At 67.7% G+C, this 19168-nt stretch carries 17 protein-coding genes; 10 read left to right on the top strand and 7 right to left on the bottom strand.

Annotated elements, in window-relative coordinates; translation table 11 throughout:
• Nucleotides 1-33: 33 nt before the first annotated feature.
• Nucleotides 34-705 carry a peptidoglycan-binding domain-containing protein gene (locus ABJK40_RS09755; protein WP_348479011.1) on the bottom strand — a complete coding sequence of 224 codons (672 nt, stop codon included), beginning with the start codon at nucleotides 703-705 and terminating at the stop codon, nucleotides 34-36.
• A 136-nt stretch (nucleotides 706-841) separates the two neighbouring features.
• On the opposite strand from ABJK40_RS09755, the gene ABJK40_RS09750 reads away from it, so the two are divergent.
• A complete protein-coding gene (locus ABJK40_RS09750) occupies nucleotides 842-2134 on the top strand; it encodes a hypothetical protein (protein ID WP_348479010.1) in 1293 nt (430 codons plus the stop codon).
• 26 nt (nucleotides 2135-2160) lie between these two features.
• Here the strand turns inward: ABJK40_RS09750 and ABJK40_RS09745 are convergent, their stop codons facing one another.
• Complete coding sequence (locus ABJK40_RS09745; RefSeq protein WP_348479009.1) at nucleotides 2161-2985, bottom strand: class I SAM-dependent methyltransferase; 825 nt, start codon at nucleotides 2983-2985, stop codon at nucleotides 2161-2163.
• Nucleotides 2986-3110: 125 nt separating this feature from the next.
• On the opposite strand from ABJK40_RS09745, the gene ABJK40_RS09740 reads away from it, so the two are divergent.
• Nucleotides 3111-4172 carry an aspartate-semialdehyde dehydrogenase gene (locus ABJK40_RS09740; protein ID WP_348479008.1) on the top strand — a complete coding sequence of 354 codons (1062 nt, stop codon included), beginning with the start codon at nucleotides 3111-3113 and terminating at the stop codon, nucleotides 4170-4172.
• A 34-nt stretch (nucleotides 4173-4206) separates the two neighbouring features.
• Here the strand turns inward: ABJK40_RS09740 and ABJK40_RS09735 are convergent, their stop codons facing one another.
• The 5 genes from ABJK40_RS09735 to ABJK40_RS09715 form a co-directional block, all read right to left on the bottom strand.
• A complete protein-coding gene (locus ABJK40_RS09735) occupies nucleotides 4207-4500 on the bottom strand; it encodes a MazG nucleotide pyrophosphohydrolase domain-containing protein (RefSeq protein WP_348479007.1) in 294 nt (97 codons plus the stop codon).
• 275 nt (nucleotides 4501-4775) lie between these two features.
• Nucleotides 4776-6152, bottom strand: a complete 1377-nt coding sequence (locus ABJK40_RS09730; RefSeq protein WP_348479006.1) for an aminotransferase class III-fold pyridoxal phosphate-dependent enzyme — start codon at nucleotides 6150-6152, stop codon at nucleotides 4776-4778.
• Nucleotides 6149-7246 (bottom strand): phosphotransferase, encoded by a 1098-nt coding sequence (locus ABJK40_RS09725; RefSeq protein WP_348479005.1) that lies wholly within the window; start codon nucleotides 7244-7246, stop codon nucleotides 6149-6151. Before ABJK40_RS09725 ends, ABJK40_RS09730 begins: the two co-directional genes overlap by 4 nt.
• A complete protein-coding gene (locus tag ABJK40_RS09720; RefSeq protein WP_348479004.1) occupies nucleotides 7243-8484 on the bottom strand; it encodes an aspartate aminotransferase family protein in 1242 nt (413 codons plus the stop codon). The genes ABJK40_RS09725 and ABJK40_RS09720 overlap by 4 nt, the downstream gene beginning before the upstream one ends.
• An 11-nt stretch (nucleotides 8485-8495) precedes the next feature.
• Entirely contained in the window at nucleotides 8496-9941 is a 1446-nt protein-coding gene (locus ABJK40_RS09715; RefSeq protein WP_348479003.1) for a gamma-aminobutyraldehyde dehydrogenase, read from the bottom strand.
• Nucleotides 9942-10118: 177 nt separating this feature from the next.
• On the opposite strand from ABJK40_RS09715, the gene ABJK40_RS09710 reads away from it, so the two are divergent.
• The 8 genes from ABJK40_RS09710 to ABJK40_RS09675 all read left to right on the top strand — a co-directional run bounded on the left by ABJK40_RS09710 (nucleotide 10119) and on the right by ABJK40_RS09675 (nucleotide 19155).
• Nucleotides 10119-11483 (top strand): aspartate aminotransferase family protein, encoded by a 1365-nt coding sequence (locus tag ABJK40_RS09710; RefSeq protein ID WP_348479002.1) that lies wholly within the window; start codon nucleotides 10119-10121, stop codon nucleotides 11481-11483.
• A 76-nt stretch (nucleotides 11484-11559) separates the two neighbouring features.
• Nucleotides 11560-12015 carry an Lrp/AsnC family transcriptional regulator gene (locus ABJK40_RS09705; RefSeq protein ID WP_348479001.1) on the top strand — a complete coding sequence of 152 codons (456 nt, stop codon included), beginning with the start codon at nucleotides 11560-11562 and terminating at the stop codon, nucleotides 12013-12015.
• Between the two features lie 181 nt (nucleotides 12016-12196).
• Nucleotides 12197-13345 carry an ABC transporter ATP-binding protein gene (locus ABJK40_RS09700; RefSeq protein ID WP_348479000.1) on the top strand — a complete coding sequence of 383 codons (1149 nt, stop codon included), beginning with the start codon at nucleotides 12197-12199 and terminating at the stop codon, nucleotides 13343-13345.
• Nucleotides 13346-13410: 65 nt separating this feature from the next.
• Nucleotides 13411-14643 carry a spermidine/putrescine ABC transporter substrate-binding protein gene (locus ABJK40_RS09695; protein WP_348478999.1) on the top strand — a complete coding sequence of 411 codons (1233 nt, stop codon included), beginning with the start codon at nucleotides 13411-13413 and terminating at the stop codon, nucleotides 14641-14643.
• Between the two features lie 43 nt (nucleotides 14644-14686).
• Complete coding sequence (locus ABJK40_RS09690; RefSeq protein ID WP_348478998.1) at nucleotides 14687-15814, top strand: ABC transporter permease; 1128 nt, start codon at nucleotides 14687-14689, stop codon at nucleotides 15812-15814.
• 43 nt (nucleotides 15815-15857) lie between these two features.
• Nucleotides 15858-16652: an ABC transporter permease gene (locus ABJK40_RS09685; RefSeq protein WP_348479180.1), complete on the top strand. Its 795-nt coding sequence runs from the start codon at nucleotides 15858-15860 to the stop codon at nucleotides 16650-16652.
• Nucleotides 16653-16712: 60 nt separating this feature from the next.
• Entirely contained in the window at nucleotides 16713-18167 is a 1455-nt protein-coding gene (locus tag ABJK40_RS09680) for an FAD-dependent oxidoreductase (protein WP_348478997.1), read from the top strand.
• 31 nt (nucleotides 18168-18198) lie between these two features.
• A complete protein-coding gene (locus ABJK40_RS09675; protein WP_348478996.1) occupies nucleotides 18199-19155 on the top strand; it encodes a nitrilase-related carbon-nitrogen hydrolase in 957 nt (318 codons plus the stop codon).
• Nucleotides 19156-19168 lie beyond the last annotated feature (13 nt).

Here is a 19168-nt window from a genome sequence, read left to right as displayed (position 1 = left end):
GTCCGCTGCCCATCGGAGCGGAGCGGCGAGCGTTCAGCCTTCTCCGACGATGTCGATGCCGAGGTCGCCGCACTGCTCGATCCGGGCCGACGTGAAGTCCGGGTCGTCCGGATTGCCGACGAGCCCGTTGCACAATTCTTCGGTGACCTCATCGCCTGCGACCGCCGGCGCATCGGCTTCGACCGCGGTGTCGACCGTCGTGTCGTCGGGAGCCGTCGCAGCGTCGGATCCGTCACCGAGCGACTCCGCGTCGGCGATCTGGCCGGCCAGCTCCTCGCTCACCAGCCCGGTCGCCTCGAGCCCGTTCGATGTCTGGTACTCCTTGATGAACTCGAACGTCTGGCCTCCGAACAGGCCGTCGATCGCGATGCCCGGGAACAACGACTCCAGGTCGCGCTGCAACGTCTCGGTCAGCACTCCCTTGTCGCACGGCTTGAGCGGGTAGCCCGACTCGTCGACGTACTCCGCACACGGCACCGTCGGGATCTCGATCGGATCGGTCGCGACGGGGACCTCGCTCACCTCCGGCGCCTCGGTCGCCACGGGTGCCTCGGTCGCGACGGGAGCGGTGGAGACCTCCGATGCCGGGGTCGACGCCACGGGTTCGTCTCCGTCGGACGATCCACCGCATCCCACGGCGAACACGGCGAGCGCCGCGACACCGGCGACGTGCCGAACGATCCTGTGACGACTGTTCTGGTTCATGATGATCCCCTCGTGCGACGACACCTCGTTCGTCCCCCATACTCTGGCGCAGATCGGCGCGCGAATCGAGGCATGTCCGACCGAGGGTGCGCGATCGACGACTCCGATGCTCCCCGACGGATACCGTTCGAGGCCGATGACCGAGCCCACCGACACGAGCTCCGACGACACGCCGGCGTTCCTCGAGTTGCCGCACGATGGGCGTGCGGATTCGATCACCATCGCGACGCGCTCGGACGGAGTGGTGGCCGTGCAGGGCCCGGTCGACGCGGTCGAACGCTTTGCCGAGCGGGCACGGCGGCTCATCGGTTCACCCAACTTCTCCCAGGCCACGCAGTACGCATCGACCATCGCATCGAGCATCGACGTCATCCCGGGCGTCGGCGAGGACGAACGACCCCGGGTGTTCCAGTTCTCCCAGCGCGCGCTCGAGCTGTTGCGCGAGAACCGACTGATCGAGGCAGGCGACGGCCTGTTCCGCGGTGCGCTCGGTGACGGTCGGGTGCTGCCCGCCACCATCGACTGGCAGCCCGCCGTCGGTGGGGCCGACCTGATCCAACTCCAGACCGCCGCGGTCGGACTCGCCCTCCACGCATCGATCAAGAATCTCGCCGATGCCGTCGAGCGCGTGGAGAACCGGGTCGACGAACTCCGGGATCTCGTGCGGGCGGGCCAGGCCGGCGAGGTGCTCGGGCACCACCGGGTGATCCGGGAACGGCTCGCGATGATCGAGGACCCGAACGGCAGTGGCCTCGGCCAGACCGACTGGTCGGCGGTCGCCCACCTCCACCCGCACATCGTCAGCGGGCTCGAACGCACCCGATTCTTCATCCGCTCGCGAATGGGGCTGACCGACCCCGGGCGCATGGTCCGCAGCCGGGTGGACGCTGCGGAACGTCTCGTCGATGCGAACCTCGCCGACGCTCTCGGGTTGCTCGCCACGACCGAGTACAACCTCGTCGGTTGGCAGCGGCTCCGACTCGATCGGGTCACCCGCACCGAGCCGGGTCACCTCGACGCCGTGCTGGTCGACATGGAGTCCAGCCTCGACATGCACCGGCGGGAGGATCAGGCACTGGTCGACGACCTCGCCGACCTCATCGAGAGGCTGATGGAGCCGACGGGGCTCGAAGGCCTCGAACTGCTGCAGCGACGCCGACTGATCCGCCACGTCGAGACCATCCACTCGGCGACCAGCACGTTCGCCCGCCAGCGCGACCTGCGCATGCCACCGATCCTCAACGTCCGTCTGCCCGGTTTCCGTGACAGCACCGGCCTGCTCGCCGACAAGACCCTCGAAGGCGGTCGATGGGCGATCGACAAGGTGAAGCGCGGAGGCGGGACCGCGGCGCGTGCACTCCCGCGAGGTCGACGTCGGAGGGCGCAGCCGGCCCCGCCGGACCCGGCCACTCGTTCACCGATCGACTGAAGCCCGGACCGGCGCCAGGGCCGCGATCAGCGGACGGTGGCCACGATCCAGTAGTGGTGCCGGTTGATCCCGTCGAACTCGCGGATCGTCGCCTCGTGGCCCGAGGTGCGGCTGCGCGGGTTGCGCCACACCTCGACATCGCGCAGCAGTGGCGCGAGCGGACCGATGATCTCGTCGGGCTGCAGCCGGTTCGCCTGCCACCCGAGGCGGGCGAACACGCGCTGGCGTGACAGGAACCCTCCGATGCCGGGCACCTTGAACAGCGACCGCATCACCTTGCTGAGCGGGAGGATCACCGTGTCGACCCGGCTCCTGCTGCGGTAGTTCAGCACGACCTTGCCACCCGGCTGGACGACCCGCACCGCCTCGGAGCTGAGGTCGAGCGCGTCGTCGGCGTCGCAGTGCTGCAGGGTGATGTAGCTGAAGGCGATGTCCGCTGAGTTCGCCCGCAGATCGAGGCTGCGGCCGTCGGCGACGTGCAGTCGTTGCAGCCGATCGGGCTTGCCGAAGCGACCGACGGTCTCGAGACAGCGCTCGAGGAAGCCGGCATCGAGGTCGCATGCCACGACCTTTCCGAAGTCACGCGTGAAAGCGCAGGTCATCCGCCCGATACCGGAACCGATCTCGACGAAGGTCTGCTCGTCGTTCTCCGGATCGCGCAACCCGAACACCGTGAGGTAGGTCGCCACTTCCTGGTCGCCGGTCGCGACGAACTGTTCGAGCGTCAACTCGCTGCCGGTCTCGTTGTTGAACACCCAGCCGGTCGCCCGGACGACGTCGTCGGGATTGCTCTGGCGCTCGGTCACGCGACCGGCGGTCACCCACGGGACGAACTGACCACGACGACTCACCCCAGGAGTGTGCCACCTCCCCACCCCGTTCGACCAACCTCTGTTGTTCGCTCCCGGACGGATCAACAGAGGTTGGTCGTCAACCTCCGCTGGGTCGTTGCGGGCACCCGGTTAGGCTTTTCGCCATGGACACGCAGCAGAACTCGTCGAACGGTCTCCGGGTCGGCGTCGTGGGAGCGACCGGACAGGTCGGTGGCGTGATGCGGCGGCTGCTGGCGGAACGGAACTTCCCGGTCGCCGAGATGCGCTACTTCGCATCCGAACGTTCGGCCGGCAGCACCCTGCCGTGGGGCGACGGCGAGATCGTCGTCGAGAACGCCGAGACGGCCGACCCGTCCGGGCTCGACATCGCACTCTTCTCCGCCGGAGCCACCTCCTCGCGAGCGCTCGCCGACAGGTACGCGGCCGCCGGCGCCATCGTGATCGACAACTCCTCGGCCTTCCGCATGGACCCCGACGTCCCACTGATCGTCCCCGAGGTGAACGGCCACCTCGTCGCAGACCTCGCGAAGGGGATCATCGCCAATCCGAACTGCACGACCATGGCGGCCATGCCGGTACTCAAGCCGCTCCACGACGAGGCCGGTCTCGTCCGACTGATCGCGGCGACGTTCCAGGCCACGTCCGGTGCGGGACTCGCCGGTGTCGAGGAACTGCACGAGCAGAGCCGCAAGGTGATCGACCAGGCCGACCAGCTCACGCACGACGGATCAGCACTCGACTTCGGGGCGCCGAGCAAGTTCGCCCGTACGATCGCGTTCAACGTGGTGCCGATGTGCGGGTCGATCGTCGACGACGGCCGCTTCGAGACCGACGAGGAGCAGAAGCTCCGCAACGAGTCACGCAAGATCCTCGACATCCCCGGTCTCCTCGTGTCGGGCACGTGCGTGCGCGTCCCGGTGTTCACCGGGCATTCGTTGGCCATCAACGCCGAGTTCGCGAACGAGATCTCCGTCGAGCGGGCGATCGAGCTGCTGGGCAGCGCACCCGGCGTGGTCCTGAGCGACATCCCCACAGCACTCCAGGCGGCCGGCCAGGACGCGACCTACGTGGGTCGCATCCGCGCCGACGAGGGAGCCCCGGCGGGCAAGGGCCTCGCCCTCTTCCTCAGCAACGACAACCTGCGCAAGGGTGCCGCGTTGAACGCACTCCAGATCGCCGAACTGATCGCCGCCGGCCGGCACTGAGGTCGACCGCCGGGTCGGCGCTACTGGCCCGGCGCTATTGGACTGGCTCGACGCAGACGCAGGGCAGCACGTCGCACTTGGGGCACCCGAGCGCGAAGCGTGCTGCGGCCTCGTTGAGGTCGACACCCATCTGATTCGCGAGCGTCGCGACCCAAGCGACGACGTCGCCGAACTCGTGGATCTGCTGCTCTCGCGTTCCCTTGCGGACGGCTTGCGCCAACTCCCCGACCTCTTCGCACAGCCATGCGACCGTCGGCGCCGTTCCTCGGTCCCGGTCGCGGTCGCCGTAGGTGCGGTCGATCACGTCCTGCAGTTCGGCGAAGTCCATGCTCCAGAGCGTAGAGCGAGGCTCGGTGTGGACTGCGGCCTCACGAACTCATCGGCCGCCCCGGCGGCGGTGGGAGCGGCTTCGGCCGCACTCCGAGGATGAGTTCCGACGACTGGTCGGGTTGTTCGTCAGGCTGGCCTGACGCGGAACTCCGCTCTGTCAGCCCAGCCTGACTTTTCAGGGAACGGGAGCATGGAACTGCCGCTGCGAACCGCAGGAATACCGCCGACCGGCTCGAACCACGGTCGGCTGACGGTGGAACGACCAGGTCACGACTACCACTCGGCGCCGGGGCGACGGCGCGAGTCGCCGCCGTGCAACTCGAAGGCGGCGAGTCGGGAGTCGAGCGTGGCGATCAACTCGTCGACGTGCTCTCGACCGAAGACGAGTGGTGGGCGGATCTTGAGCACGTTCGAGTAGCGGCCGGTGAGGCCGATCAGGATGCCGTCGTGACGGAGCGCGGTGGCCAGGCGCCGACCGTCGTCGTAGGACATCGGCGTGCGGGTCGCTCGATCGGCGACCAGGTCGAGTCCCCAGAACAGGCCCGATCCCTGGACGTTGCCGATCACCTCGTGGCGCGTCGCGAGCTCGCGCAACAGACCACCGAGGTACGTTCCCGTGTCGGTGCTGTTGTCCAGCAGGTTCTCGTCGTCGATCACGTCGAGCACGGCGAGCGCCACGGCCGCGGACACCGGGTTGCCTCCGAACGTGTTGAAGTACGACCGCCGCTCGGCGAATGTGGCGGCGATCTCGGGGGTGGTGACGACGGCGGCCACCGGGTGTCCTGCGCCCATCGGTTTGCCGATCGTGACGATGTCGGGGATCAACCCGTACCGGTCGTGCCCCCAGAAGTGGTCGCCGAGTCGGCAGTAGCCGGCCTGCACCTCGTCGGCGATCACGAGCCCACCGGCAGCACGGGTGATCTCGGCGATGCGCTCGACGTAGCCGTCGGGCGCGGTCAACACGCCGTTGGAATCCCAACTGGTGTCGACGAGCAGGGCCGCCGGATCGTTCCCGCGGCGGGCGAGTGCCTCGATCTCGACGGCGAGCAGTCCCGCATATCGCTCACCGACCGGCACCGCATCCGCCGTGTCGGTCGAGGTGGTCGCGTCGGTCGACGTCGCGACACGGAACGGGCCTCGATAGGTGTTGGGCGGCTCGATCACCCCGAGCCAGTCCGGTCGATCCGTCGCCGGGTAGCCGTCGGTCGAGAGCTTCGAGACCAGCGACGTGTTGCCGTGGTACGACGACTCGGTCACCACGACGCCCTGCGCTCCGGTGGCGACCCGCGCGATCTCCACGGCCAGGTCGACCGCCTCGGTGCCGCTGCACACGAAGAAGCAGACGGACAGGTCCCCGGCCAGGGATGCACCGAGCCGCTCGGCCAACTCGACCACGTTGCCGTGGAGGTAGCGGGTGTGGGTGTTCAACAGTGCGGCCTGCCCGGCGAGTGCGGCCACGACCCGCGGGTGGCAGTGCCCGACCGACGGCACGTTGTTGTAGCAGTCGAGGTATCGACGGCCGTCGGCGTCGTGGACCCACACGCCCGACCCGCTCACGAGGTGGACCGGATCGTCGTAGAACAGTTGGTACGCAGGTGCCAACGCAGCCTTGCGTCGCTCGATCAGATCGCTCTGCGCGTCGGCGGTCATGTCGCACCGCCCCGGTCGGCCCGATCACGCTCGATGCGTCTCATGATCACGTCGGTGGTCCGGCCGATGTCGAGTGCAGCCCAAGCGGTCATGTTCGCCCGGTACTCCGACAATCCGTCACCGATCTCGCCCAGCCGATGCTCGGGCGCGTGGCGCCGCTGGAACTCCACGAGCAGCAGGCCGAGCACGATCCGCTGGAGGACAGCGTCGACGAGCACCTCGATCTCGGTGTCGGTGAGTGACATCCACCGGTCGTATCCCGCGGCGATCGAGGCCGCGGCGTCGGCCTGATCGGGGTGCCCGTCGACGAAGCTCGCGACGCAGATCGCGAGGTCGGCGACCACGCACGTGTCGGCGATGTCCCCGAAGTCGATCACGCCGGTCACCTCGGTGCTCGATGCGTCGCTGCGGAGCAGATTCCCCCGGTGTCCGTCGTTGTGCACCACCTGACGACGAAGGGCGGGGTCCGCCGACTCGATGCGCGTGGCGACCGCGTCGACCCGTTCACGGAACGGACCCGCTGCGGCTCGGCCCGCCTCGCCCAACCCGTCCCACAGATCGTCGTGATGGATCATCCCGGCATCGAGCGACCACGCCATGAAGTTGCCGGCAGCCGGGTGTTCGAGGCCTCGGAACGCTCGGGCGAGGCGACCCTGGGACGCGCCGACCTCCATCAGCGCCGCGAGGTCGAGCGTTCCCGCATCGTCGAACGTGATCCCCTCCACGAAGGTCAGCAGGCGCGTCGGCGCGGGGGAACCGTCGACGGATGTGGAGACGATGTCGTGCCCGTCGGCGGTCGGGACCACGTGCGGGACGCCGATGCTCGAATCGGCAGCAGCCACGTGGCGCAGCGCCGCGCACTGGAAGTCGGCGGTGAGCGGGTCCTCGCTCGGCGACGCGATCTTGAGCACGAAGTCGCGTCCGTCGGGAGTGGTGACCTGCGTGTTCTGGTCGCGTTCTCCGTCGAGCGGGCGAAGACGACCGGAGAGTCCCCAGTGTTCGGCGAGTGTCTCGGAGATCTGGTCGAGAGGGACCGACGGCGGATCGAACCGGAGCGCCGCCGGGTCGAGACGACCCCGACTCGTGCTGGTCATGCCGCGTCGACGAGGGCCTTGTCGAGGGCGGCGAGTGCGAGGTCGATCTCGTCGGCGGACACCGTGAGCGGTGGCATGAAGCGCATCGTCGTGCCGGCCGAGCCGGCGGTCATCGTGATCAGCTTGCCGTGCTGCAGGCAGTGCGACACGACGGCGGACGTGCGCGCCGCGGTGTCGAACTGAGCGGCGACCATGAGTCCCGGTCCGCGCACGTCGACGACGCCGTCGTGGCGACCCTGCAGCTCGCGCAGGCCTGACCACAGTTGCTCGCCTCGCGCACGGACGGCGTCCATGAATCCGTCGGCGGTCAGCACTTCGATCGTGGCCAGCGCCGCGGCGCATCCCATGGCGTTGCCGCCGTAGGTGCCGCCGTGGGATCCGGTCGGCCAGAGGTCGTCGAGTTCGCGACGGGTACCGAGTGCTGCGAAGGGGAAGCCCGACGCGATGCCCTTGGCCATGCACACGATGTCCGGCACCACGTCGTACTGCTCGATGGCGAACATCGAGCCGGATCGACCGAAGCCCGACTGCACCTCGTCGGCGATGAACAGGATCCCGTGCTCCTTGCAGCGGGCGTCGATGCCCTCGAGGAACCCGCGGGGCGCGGGCACGTAGCCGCCTTCACCGAGCACCGGTTCGATGATCACCGCAGCGGTCTCGCTCGGCGCCGTCACCTCGGCCAGCAGTCGGTCGAACCCGCGCAGCGCCGCGGCGACAGCAGCCTCGGGATCGGCGGCGAGGAGTTCGGGGTACGGCGCGATGAAGATGCCCGACGGCAACGGCGCGTGTCCGGCGCGGTAGCCCGTCTTCGACGTGGTCATCGCCATCGCCTGGTGCGTCCGACCGTGGAAACTGCCCTGGAAGACGACGATGTTGGGTCGCTTCGTGGCCTGCTTGGCCAGCTTCACGGCGGCTTCGGTGATCTCCGCACCCGAGTTCGCGTAGAAGAACGTGTCGATGCCGGCGGGCGCCAACTCGGCGAGGCGCGCCGCGAGCGGTTGCATCAGATCGTGGGTGTAGACGTTGGCCTGCGCATGGATGAAGCGCTGCGCTTGGTCGGCGATCGCCTGGGCCACGTGCGGGTGCGCGTGGCCGGTCGACGTGACCGCGATGCCACCCGAGAAGTCGAGATAGCGGTCACCGGAGGTGGTGGTGACCCACGATCCCGAGCCCGAGGCGACCTCGAGGTCGGTGACCTTGAACCACACGTTGGAGAGATTGGACGTATCGGCAGCCATGTCGGATCCTGTCAGTGCTTGATCATCACGTGCTTGACCTCGGTGTACGCCTCCACCGCGTACATCGACATGTCCTTGCCGTAGCCCGAGTTCTTGAACCCACCGTGCGGCATCTCGGACACGATCGGGATGTGGTCGTTGACCCACACGCAGCCGAACTGCAGCGCCTTGCTCATCCGCATGGCGCGCCCGACATCGCTCGTCCACACGCTGGCCGCCAGGCCGTAGGCGACGTCGTTGGCCATCTCCAGCGCGGTCGCCTCGTCGGCGGCGGACTGCACGGTGACGACCGGGCCGAACACCTCCTGCTGGATGATCTCGGCGCTCTGCGGCGAGCCGATCACGACCGACGGTTCGTAGAAGTAGCCGCCGCCGTCGATCCGGTTCCCGCCCACGGTGACCTCGGCGCCCGACTCGCGCGCCCGGTCGACGAACCCCGCCACGCGGTCGAGGTGGGCAGCCGAGATGACCGGGCCCATGTCGGTGTCGGCCGACATCGGGTCGCCGGTCGTGACGTTGCCCACCGCGTCGGTGAGCTTGTTCACGAAGTCGTCGTGGACCTTTGCTCCCGCGATCACCCGGCACGGAGCGGTGCAGTCCTGTCCGGAGTTGTAGAACGCCATGCCTTGCAACATCTCGACGGCGGCGTCGACATCGGCATCGTCGAACACGATCACCGGTGCCTTGCCGCCCAGTTCCAGGTGCACCCGCTTGAGCGTGTCGGCGGACGACCGTGCCACGGACTTGCCCGCACCGACGCTGCCCGTGATCGACACCATCGCGATGCCGGGATGCTCGGTGAGCGCCACACCGGCGGTGCCGCCCTGCCCGCACACGACGTTGAGCACTCCGGGCGGCAGCACGTCGGCGGTCAACTCCGCGAGACGCAGTGCGGTGTACGGCGTCAGCTCCGACGGCTTGAGCACGACCGTGTTGCCCGCGGCGAGGGCGGGGCCGAGCTTCCACGTGGCCATGTTCAGCGGGTAGTTCCACGGCGTGATCGACCCGACCACACCGATCGGGTCGCGACGCACCATCGACGTGTAGCCCTCCAGGTACTCGCCGGCCGCCCTGCCTTCGAGGAAGCGGCAGGCGGATGCGAAGAAGCGCCAGTTGTCCTTCGTCAGGTCCATCTCGAACTCGACGATGCCCACGGGCTTGCCGACGTTCAGACACTCCAACTCGGACAGCTCGTCGATGTTCTCCTCGACGATGTCGGCCACCCGGTGCAGCACCTCGCTGCGCTCGCGTGGGGTGAGTCCGGCCCACCCGCCGAACGCCGCATGTGCCGCAGTGACCGCGGCGTCGATGTCGGCGGCCGACGACGCCGGGACCTCCCCCAGCACCTCGCCGGTCGCGGGGTTCAGCACCACGTCCGTCGCACCGTCGGCGGCGGCCTGCCAGCCACCGTTGACGAAGTTCGCAGTTGCCAGGGTCGGCGAGTTGGTCGTGGCCATGCGGGTGATGGTCCTCTCCGGTCGGTGCCCCGTCGCGGGGCGAGTGGGTTCGTGGCCGCTGGACGCGAGCCTCTCGACACGACCGATTTCGTCGTGTTACGGTCATCGTGGCACGGATCACGTCGTGAATCCAGTGGCTCGTCACCGATCGAGTCGTCACTCCTTGCAAGGACGTCCATGAACCACGATCAACTCGCCGAGCTCGGCAACCGCCACCTCTGGGGTCACTTCTCCACGGTGGGCGGCGGGATCGACACGGTGCGGATCATGGAGCGTGGCGACGGCTGCTACATCTGGGACGACCAGGGCAACCGCTACCTCGACGGCCTCGCCGGGTTGTTCACCGTGCAGGTCGGTCACGGCCGTGTCGAGCTGGCCGAGGCAGCGCGCGAGCAAGCCGAGAAGATGGCCTACTTCCCGGTCTGGACGTACTCCCACCCGATGGCGATCGAGCTGGCGGCGCGACTCGCGAACCACGCGCCGGGCGACCTGAACCGGGTCTTCTTCACGACCGGTGGCGGCGAAGCCGTCGAGTCCGCGTGGAAGCTCGCGATGCAGTACTTCCAGTCGGTCGGCAAACCCCAGAAACGCAAGGTCATCAGTCGCTATCTCGGGTACCACGGCACCACCATGGGTGCGCTGTCGATCACGGGTGTGCCGGCACTGCGCAACACGTTCGAACCGCTCGTGCCCGGCGCGTTCAAGGTCGCGAACGCGAACGAGTACCGCTGCAACTTCTGCGCCCTCGCCGGAAGCTGCACGTTGGCGTGCGCCGACGACATCGAGGCGATGATCCTGCACGAGGGTCCCGACACGGTCGCCGCGGTGTTCGTCGAGCCCGTGCAGAACTCGGGCGGATGCTTCGTCCCGGCCGACGGCTACATGCAGCGCGTTCGCGACATCTGCGACCGGTACGACGTCCTGATGGTGTCCGACGAGGTGATCTGTGCGTTCGGCCGGTTGGGACACATGTTCGGTGCCGACCGCTTCGGCTACGTCCCCGACATCATCACCTGCGCGAAGGGCCTCACGTCGGGCTACTCCCCGCTCGGCGCGATGATCGTCAGCGATCGCCTCGTCGAACCGTTCATCAACTCGACGAACCGGTTCCTGCACGGCTTCACGTTCGGTGGCCACCCCGTCAGCTGCGCCGTCGCGATGGCCAACCTCGACATCTTCGAGAACGAGGGACTGCTGCAACACGTCCTCGACAACGAGCCCGAGTTCCGCCGCCAACTCGAGACGCTGAAGGATCTTCCGATCGTCGGCGACGTCCGTGGCGCCGGATACTTCTACGGGATCGAGATGGTCAAGGACCGCGACACCAAGGCCTCGTTCACACCAGCCGAATCCGAACTGCTGATCCGTCGTGTCCTGTCGGAGTCGCTGCTCGAGAACGGGTTGATCTGTCGCGCCGACGACCGTGGCGACCCGGTCATCCAACTCTCCCCTCCGCTGATCGCGGGGCCCGAGCACTTCGAGGAGATCACCACCGCTCTGCGCACCGTGCTCCTCAAGGGCATGGCCGAGCTCGGAATGTGATCAGGCCGATGCGGAACCTCGCCCGAGACGACCGCACCGCAACAACAGTGTGCTGCAACGACACGGTGACGACCTGATGGCCAACCACGACCTCGACGACATCGACAAGGAGATCGTCCGGGCGCTGCAGCGCGACGGCCGTCTGGCCTACTCGCAACTGGGGACGGCGGTCGGCCTGAGCGAAGCGGCCACGCGCCAACGGGTGCATCGACTCACCGAGCGCGGCGTGATGCAGATCGTCGCCGTCACCGACCCGGCCAAGATCGGACTCCCGGTCCAGGCGATGATCGGGATCAACGTCGAAGGCGACATCGGCGTCGTCGCCGACAAGCTCGCGGCATTCGAGCAGTTCGAGTACGTGGTCGTCGCCGCGGGGCGCTTCGACATCCTCGTCGAGGTCGTGTGTTCCGACACCGACGACCTCCTGCGTGTCGTCAACGACCACGTCCGCAGCGTGCCGGGGGTGTGCGGCAGCGAGATCCTCACCTATCTCAAGCTCGTCAAACAGACCTACAACTGGGGCACCGGATGATCACCCATCTCGGCGACGCCACCACCGGCACCCCGGCGATTCGTGTCGGCAATGTGAACTCGGGACCCGACGGTTCCTTCCTCGAGCGTCGCGCGTCTACTCTGCTGCGCAACCGCGACGGGGGACGTTGCCGTCGACGAGCGGCACCCGCCGACTGCACCACAGGGGAGAGTGAGAACTGATGACCGAGACGGGCAACGTCATCGAGTTGCGCAACGTGCGCAAACGCTTCGGCGATTTCGTCGCGGTCGAGGAAGCCGACTTCTCCATCCGCGAAGGTGAGTTCTTCGCGATGCTCGGACCGTCGGGCTGCGGCAAGACCACCACGCTGAAGATGATCGCCGGATTCGAGCAACCCACCGAGGGCGAGGTCGTGCTCAACGGTGTCGACGTCAGCCGGGTCCCGCCGCACAAGCGCAACGTCAACACCGTGTTCCAGCAGTACGCGCTGTTCCCCCACATGACCGTGGCCGACAACGTGCGCTTCGGGCCCCGGTCGAAGAAGCGGTCCCGGTCCGACTACGAGGCGAGCGTCACCGAGATGCTCGACGTCGTGCGCCTCGGCGACTTCGCCCACCGCAAGCCCGCTCAACTCTCCGGCGGTCAACAGCAGCGCGTCGCTCTGGCCCGTGCGCTCGTCAACCTGCCGAGCGCGCTGCTCCTCGACGAACCACTCGCGGCGCTCGACCTCAAGCTGCGAGAGGCCATGCAGTTCGAGTTGAAGCGGATCCAGCGCGAGGTGGGCATCACCTTCGTGTTCGTCACCCACGACCAGGGTGAGGCACTCACGATGAGCGACCGCATCGCGGTGATGAGCGAGGGTCGCGTCGAACAGATCGGCACACCCGAAGAGATCTACAACAGCCCCGCGACCCTGTTCGTCGCCGGATTCATCGGCTCGGCCAACCTGCTGCCCGGCGAGGTCCGCGGGTTCGACGGCGACGACACGATCGTCGAACTGAACAGCGGTGCCGTCGTGCGCTCCCGTGCGACGCGTTCCAACGAGATCGGTGCGCCGGTGTCGTTGATGCTGCGCCCGGAACGCCTGCGGGCGTCGGCCGAGGCCAACTCGAACGGTCGCTCGCTGGACGGAACGGTCACCGACCTGGTGTTCCAAGGTGCCACGGCCCGGCTCGGCCTGCGCCTCGCCGACCACAGCGAGGTCGTCGCCACCGTCGGGACCGGCACCGACCTGCCGTTCCTGCTCCCCGGGGCGACCGTCCACCTCGAATGGGATCCCGGTGCCGCCTTCCTCCTGACCGGGTGGCCGAGCCGACCGGGCGCCACCGCCGACGACATCGACACGCTCGAAGCACACGCCACGAGCTGACACCGACCTTCCCGCCACCATTCTCCCGACGCCGACGCATCGGGGCCACGAAAGGAACCTCCACCATGACCACCCCCAACAACGACTTCTCCCGCATGGCCATGAGCCGGCGCCGCCTGCTCGCACGCGCCGGGGCGATCGGTGCCGCCGGGATGTCGCTGCCCGCCCTCCTCGCGGCCTGCGGCGGCAGCGACGGCGACGGCGACGCGAGCCCGACCAGTGACGGCGGCTCCGGAACGCAACCCGAGGGCTCCGGCGCTCCGGTCGCAGGCGGAGGCGGCAACAGCCTGCTCTTCGAGAACTGGCCCGAGTACGTCGACCCCACCGAGGACGACCTCACCGGCACGGTCGACCGGTTCATGGCCGAGACGGGCATCGACATGAACTACACCGAGACGTACAACGACAACGTCGAGTACTTCGCCAAGATCCAGCCGCTCCTCGGCACCGGCAAGACCATCGATCCGGACATCATCGCCCCCACCTCGTGGCTGGTCGGTCGCCTGATCTCGCTCGGCTGGCTCGACAAGCTCCCGATCGACCAGGTGCCCAACGTCGCCAACCTGCGCCCCGACCTGATGAACCCGTCGTGGGACCCCACGGGCGAGTACTCGCTGCCGTGGCAGACCGGATTCGCCGGCATCGCCTACAACATCGACGCCACCGGCCGCGAGTTGACCAGCACCGCCGACCTGTTCGACCCCGAGTTCAACGGCAAGATCGGCATGCTCACCGAGATGCGCGACACGATGGGCCTGCTGATGCTGGCCGAAGGCGTCGACATCTCGACCGTGTCGACGTTCGACGCCGCCGCCTCGGCGTTCGAGAAGCTCGAGGCGGCCAAGAACGACGGTCAGATCCGCCGCTTCACCGGCAACGACTACCTGAACGACCTGAGCACCGGCAACTTCGCCGCCTGCGTGGGCTGGTCGGGCGACGTGGTGCAACTCGCCATCGAGAACCCGAGCATCCGCTTCGTCATCCCCGAGGAGGGCGGCACGAGTTGGGCCGACGCAATGGTCATGCCGAAGGGTGCGGTGAACCGCGACGCCGCAGCACAGTGGATGAACTTCTGCTACGACCCGGTCCAGGCAGCACAGATCACCGCGTGGGTGCAGTACGTGTCGCCGGTCGCCGGCGTGCAGGCCGAACTCGAGAAGATCGACCCCGAACTCGCCGTGAACCCGCTGCTGTTCCCCGACGACGAGACCGTGGCGCGCACCTTCGCCTTCGCCAACCTCGCCGAGGACGTCGAAGCCGAGTACGACGCGAGGTTCGCCGAGATCACCGGCGCCTGATCCGCATCGACCCCGCACCCGACACCGATCGCCACCCGTTCCCGTGACCATCTCCGACCCGAGTCTCGATTCGGTCAGCAACCCCGACGACGGCTCCGACCTACCCGGAGACGCCCCGGACACAGACCGTCGACCGATCGATCCCGAACGGATCGGTCTCGCCGGGCTGGTCCTCGCCGGTCTGCTGCTCGTGCTCGTCGGCACGAGGCTGGTCACGGGGGTGGTGTCCGTCATCGCCCTCGCCCTCACGCTCGGCACCATCGTGATGCTCGTGGTGACGGCGGTGTTGGGAGGCCCCGAGGCGCGGCGCAAGATCGCGCCCTACGGCCTGCTCAAGCCCGGCATGTTGTGGCTCGCACTGTTCTACCTGGCACCCCTGGTCACGCTGCTGCGCAACTCGCTGTCCACGTTGCCGAGTCGGTTCGCCGTCAAGGCCGAGTTCGACTGGAACTTCGGGAACTACTCCACCGCCTTCAGCGACTTCGGCGGGCAGTTCGGGCGGGGCTTCGGGTACGCAGCGGTGGCGACCATCCTGACGATCCTGCTCGGCTACCCGCTCGCCTACGTGATCGCGTTCCGCGGGGGGAAGTACCGTGGTCTGCTGCTCGGGTTGATCATCATCCCGTTCTTCACCTCGTACCTGATCCGCACGATCGCCTGGCAGAGCCTCCTGGCCGACACCGGACCGATCCCCAACGTGCTCGACGCGATCGGCGTGCAACCGCTGCTCGACGCCGTCGGGATCATGGACGGCGACAAGATCCTCAACACACCGGCGGCGGTGATCGGCGGGTTGACCTACAACTTCCTGCCGTTCATGGCACTGCCGATCTACGTCAGCCTGGAGAAGATCAACCTCAACCTGGTCGACGCGGCGAAGGACCTCTACTCGGGTTCGGTGCGGGCCTTCTTCAAGATCGTGTTCCCGCTCTCGCTGCCCGGAGTGTTCGCCGGCACGCTACTCACGTTCATCCCCGCGTCGGGTGACTTCGTGAACCAGCAGTACCTCGGCAATCCGAACACGTCGGTGATCGGCCAGTCGATCCAGAACCAGTTCCTCGTCCAGAACAACCTGCCGGTCGCGTCCGCGATGTCGTTCGTGCTGATGGCGATCATCACCGTGTTCGTCGTGATCTACAGCCGCTTCTTCGGGACCGACGATCTCGCATGATCCGCGGAATGGAGGTGGCATCGTGAGCGCACCGTCGTCGTCCGTGGGGTCGGTCGTGCGGTGGGGCCTGAACCTGTTCGCCGCAGCTGTGCTCGTCTACCTGTTCCTGCCGATCCTGTGGATCGTGTTCTTCTCCTTCAACGAACCCAAGGGGAAGTTCAACTTCGTGTGGCAGAACGCCACGCTCGACAACTGGCGCGAACCGCTGAAGGACGAAGCGCTCACCGACGCTCTCGTCGAGAGCCTGAAGATCGCCGCGATCTCCACGGTCATCGCCACGGTGTTGGGTTCCCTGATCGCCATCGGACTGGCCCGCTACCGTTTCAAGGGCAACGCGGTGCTCGACTTCGTGCTGGTGCTGCCGCTCACCACCCCCGAGATCGTGATCGGCTCGTCGCTCGCCACCCTGTTCCTCGACCAGGACATCACGCGCGGGTTCAACACCGTCGTGATCGCCCACGTGATGTTCCAGATCAGCTTCGTGGCGCTCACGGTGCGCGCCCGCGTGCGCGGGTTCGACTGGACGCTCGAACAGGCCGCACAGGATCTGGGGGCATCTCCGATGCGCACGTTCTGGAAGGTCACGTTCCCCCTGATCCTGCCGGGGATCCTCGCTGCCTCCCTCCTCTCGTTCGCGCTGTCGCTCGACGACTTCATCATCACGCTGTTCAATGCGGGCTCGCTCAGCACGTTCCCGCTGTTCGTGAACGCGAGCTTCAAGAACTCGTTCTCGCCGCAGATCAACGTGTTGGCCACCATCGTGCTGCTGGTGTCGGTGTTGCTGATGGCGTCGGGCACGCTGATCGGCACACTGCGCGGCCGGCGGCAGTCCCGCTGAACGTCACCGCAGCCCACCCAGCCCATCCGAACGAACCCTCCCGATCAACCAAGGACCACCATGGCCAGATTTCTGGCATCCGAGCGTCCCGACGACTTCGACGCCGCAGTGTCGCAGCGCGCGCTGAACGCGATCTCCGACGCCGAGCCGATCCCGTTCTGGACCGAGAGCGTCGACATCCCCGATTCGAACCCGACCCTGGTGCGCAACGAGCACTGCGACCTGTGCATCGTCGGTGGCGGCTACACCGGGCTGTGGGCCGCCGTCATCGCGAAGGAGCGCGACCCGTCGCGTGACGTGGTGCTGATCGACAAGGGCGAGGTCGGCGGCGCTGCGAGCGGCCGCAACGGGGGGTTCATGGAGTCGTCGCTCACACACGGCGTCGGAAACGGCCTCGCCCGTCACGCGGACGAGATCGACGTCCTGGAGGAACTGGGCCTCCAGAACCTGAACCAGATCGAGGCGGCGATCGAGCGCTACGACATCGACTGCGGGTACGAGCGCACCGGCGTGATCGACGTCGCCCACACGGGTCACCCTGCGTCGTACGTCGACGAGTTGCGTGAGGAGCACGACACCCTGCGGTCCATGGGTCAGGCCGTCGACTGGCTCGACACCGACGCGATGCGCGCCGAGGTGGATTCGCCCACGTACGTCGCCGGGCTGTTCCGGTCGGGGCGTGCCGCACTGGTCGACCCCGCCCGACTGGCGTGGGGGCTGAAGCGGGTGGCCGAGAGCCTCGGCGTGCGGATCTACGAGCACTCCAAGGCCACCGACGTCGAGACCGACGGCGTGGGCACGTTGGTCACGACCCCGCTCGGCAAGATCCGCTGTGCGCAGGTGGTGCTGGGCACCAACGCCGACAAGCCGCTGTTGAAGCGGGTGCGTCGCTACATGGTGCCGGTGTACGACTACTGCCTCGTGACCGAACCGCTCACCGCCGAGCAGATGGCGAGCATCGGGTGGGAGAAGCGCCAGGGGCTGTCCGACATCACCAACCAGTTCCACTACTACCGTCTCACCGCGGACAACCGGATCCTGTGGGGCGGCTACGACGCCATCTACTACTGGGGCTCCAAGACCTCCGTCGAGTTGGAGTCGCGGCCCGAGACGTGGGCGAAGCTGTCCGAGCACTTCTTCGAGACGTTCCCGCAGTTGGAGGACGTCGCGTTCAGTCACGTGTGGGGTGGCGCGATCGACACGAGCACCCGCTTCTCGGTGTTCTTCGGATCGGCGATGCAGAACCGGGTCGTCTACGCCGTCGGCTACACCGGCCTCGGTGTCGCGGCGACGCGGTTCGCCGCGTCGACGATGCTCGACCTGCTCCAGGGTCGCAAGACGATCGCCACCCAGACCGACTTCGTCCGGTCCAAGCCGCTGCCGTTCCCGCCCGAACCGTTCCGCTTCGCCGGCATCCAGGCCACCCGCTGGTCGATGGACCGCGAGGACCAGCACGGGCGACGCAACGCCTGGCTCCGCACCCTCGACCGACTCGGCCTGGGCTTCGACTCGTGACGAACACGCCGACACGCCCGGCGGTGACGGCGTGATCGATCGATTCGACGTGATCGTGTCCGACACGGCGCTCGATTCGCCGTTCCGCGGCGACCGCACGGACGAGCGGCCGCTGCGCGTCGGCGCGGTGCAGTGTGCGTGGCACCCCGACGCCTCCGCCCACGAGGCGACGCTGCGCGCCGGCGTGGCGCTGGCTGCCGCGGAAGGTGCCGAGATCGTGCTGCTCCAGGAGTTGACCCTGTCGCCGTACTTCTGCGTGGAACCCGACGTGGCAGATGCGCTCGATTGTTTCGCCGAGGACCTGGAGGGCGGGCCGACCGTTGCGCTGATCCGCTCGCTGGCCGTCGAACACGGCATCGCCGTGCACGCGTCGCTCTTCGAGCGTGGCGAGCCGATCGCGTCACGTGGCGTCGGCTACAACACCGCCGTGTGCGTCGACGGCACCGGTGCTCTCGTCGCCGGGACCCGCAAGACGCACATCCCGGAGTTCGAGTACTACCACGAGGACGTGTACTTCGAGCCGGGCGACACGGGCTGTCCGGTGACCGAGGTGTCCGGCGCCCGCTTCGCCTTCCCCACCTGCTGGGACCAGTGGTTCCCCGAGTTGGCGCGCGTGATGTCACTCGACGGCGCCGAGGTGATCGTGTACCCCACGGCCATCGGCAGCGAGCCACACCGCCCCGGCTTCGACTCCCAGCCGATGTGGCATCAGATGATCGCCGCCAACGGGCTTGCGAACGCGACGTTCATGGTGGCGGTCAATCGCATCGGCACCGAAGGCCCACTCACGTTCTACGGGTCGTCGTTCGTCTCCGACCCGTACGGCCGCACCGTCGTCCAGGCACCGCGTGACCGGCCCGCCGTCCTGGTGGCCCAACTCGACCTCGGTCAACGCGAGGACTGGCTCGACTTCGGGTTGATCTACACGCGTCGCCCCGACGCCTACGCACGACTCGCACACCACTCCGACCTGGGCCGCCCGACGTGACCGAACCCGATGC

The organism is Ilumatobacter sp., from assembly GCF_039969435.1.
Classification (GTDB): Bacteria; Actinomycetota; Acidimicrobiia; order Acidimicrobiales; family Ilumatobacteraceae; genus Ilumatobacter_A.
The sequence above is the reverse complement of the archived record's forward strand: the minus strand, read 5'-3'. Positions and strand labels throughout refer to the sequence as shown.